Annotated in this window: 2 protein-coding genes; both read left to right on the top strand. The window is 69.2% G+C overall.

Translation table 11 applies throughout. The features are described 5' to 3' along the window. On the top strand, nucleotides 1–315 hold a 315-nt coding region (locus tag ACEZDE_RS33695), incomplete at its 5' end, for an urease subunit beta (RefSeq protein WP_380545010.1). Between the two features lie 53 nt (nucleotides 316–368). After that, on the top strand, nucleotides 369–2,030 hold a 1,662-nt coding region (locus tag ACEZDE_RS33690), incomplete at its 3' end, for an urease subunit alpha (protein WP_380545013.1).

The following is a 2,030-nucleotide window of genomic DNA, read 5'->3' as shown; positions in this document are numbered from 1 at the left end:
GCCAACCCCCGCCTGGCCTTCGACCGCGCCGCCGCCTACGGCACCCGCCTGGCCATCCCCGCCGGATCCACCATCCGCTTCGCCCCCCACACCACCCACCACGTCCCCCTGCAACCCATCGCCGGCGCCCGCATCGCCATCGGCTTCGCCGGACTGGTCGACGGCCCACTGGACGCCGAAGGCGCCAAACACACCGCCCTCGCCAAAGCCCGCGCCACCGGCTACCTCACCACCTACACCCAACAACCACCCCAAGCCGAACAAGAGCAGGGCCAGGAGCAGGGCCGGGACGGGCAGGAGGGTGGGGGCCGGTGAGTGCCAGCGGTTTCAACGCCCGGGGGTGCCACGGCCGTCCCGGGCCTGGTGAGGTGATCACGGCGCAGGACTATATTGCGGTCCACGGCCCACGGGCCGGGGACCGGGTCCGCCTGGGCGACTCCGGGCTGATCGTCCGCGTCGAGTCGGACTCCCAGCAGCCCGGACAGGAGTTCTTGGCCGGGTTCGGCAAGACCGCCCGCGACGGCCTGCACCTGAAAGCCGCCGCCGTCCGCGAGACCTGCGACCTGGTCATCAGCAACGTCCTGGTCATCGACGCCGTCACCGGGATCCACAAGACCAGCATCGGCATCCGCGAGGGCCGCATCACCTCGCTGGGCCGGGCCGGCAACCCCGACACCCTCGACGCCGTCGACGTCGTGGTCGGCACCGGAACCACCATCGTCTCCGGCGAAGGCCTGATCGCCACCGCCGGAGCCATCGACACCCACGTCCACCTCCTGTCCCCCCGCATCATGGAAGCCTCCCTGGCCTCCGGCGTCACCACCATCATCGGCCAGGAATTCGGCCCCGTCTGGGGCGTAGGAGTCAACTCCCCCTGGGCCCTACGCCACGCCTTCAACGCCTTCGACGCCTGGCCCGTCAACATCGGCTTCCTCGCCCGCGGCTCCTCCTCCCACCCCGCCCCCCTGATCGAAGCCCTGACCGAAGGCGGCGCATCCGGCTTCAAAGTCCACGAAGACATGGGCGCCCACACCCGCGCCCTGGACACCGCCCTACGCATCGCCGACGAACACGACGTCCAAGTCGCCCTGCACACCGACGGCCTCAACGAATGCCTCTCCGTCGAAGACACCCTCGCCGTCCTGGACGGACGCACCATCCACGCCTTCCACATCGAAGGCTGCGGCGGCGGACACGTCCCCAACGTCCTGAAAATGGCCGGACACCCCAACATCATCGGCTCCTCCACCAACCCCACCCTGCCCTACGGACGCGACGCCCTCGCCGAACACTTCGGCATGATCGTCTCCGCCCACGACCTCAAAACCGACCTCCCGGGCGATGCCGCCATGGCCCACGACCGCATCCGCGCCGGCACCATGGGCGCCGAAGACATCCTCCACGACCTCGGCATCATCCCCATCACCAGCAGCGACGCCCAAGGCATGGGCCGCGCCGGAGAAACCGTACGCCGCACCCTCGCCATGGCCGGAAAAATGAAACACGAACTCGGACCCCTGGACGGCAACGGGTCGTTCGGCGACACAGCAAGCGGAGACGACAACCAACGCGTCCTGCGCTACATCGCCAAACTCACCATCAACCCCGCCATCGCCCACGGCCTCGCCCACGAAATCGGCTCCCTCGAACCCGGCAAACTCGCCGACATCGTCCTATGGCGACCCGACCACTTCGGCGCCAAACCCCAACTCATCCTCAAAGCCGGCTTCCCCGCCTACGGCATCACCGGCGACCCCAACGCCTCCACCGACCGCTGCGAACCCCTCATCCTCGGCCCCCAATTCGGCGCCCACGGCACCACCCCCGCCGACATCTCCATCGCCTTCGTCTCCCAAGCCGCCCTCGACAACGGCGACCACCTCCCCACCCGACGCCGCCGCATCGCCGTCCACAACACCCGCACCATCGGCCCCCACAACATGATCCACAACCACCGCACCGGCACCATCGACGTCAACCCCACCACCGGCCTCGTCACCCTCGACGGCGAACCGCTGGAATCCACCCCC

Source organism: Streptacidiphilus cavernicola, assembly GCF_042510955.1.
GTDB lineage: Bacteria > Actinomycetota > Actinomycetes > Streptomycetales > Streptomycetaceae > Streptacidiphilus > Streptacidiphilus cavernicola.
This window is presented reverse-complemented; position numbering and strand designations above follow the sequence as displayed.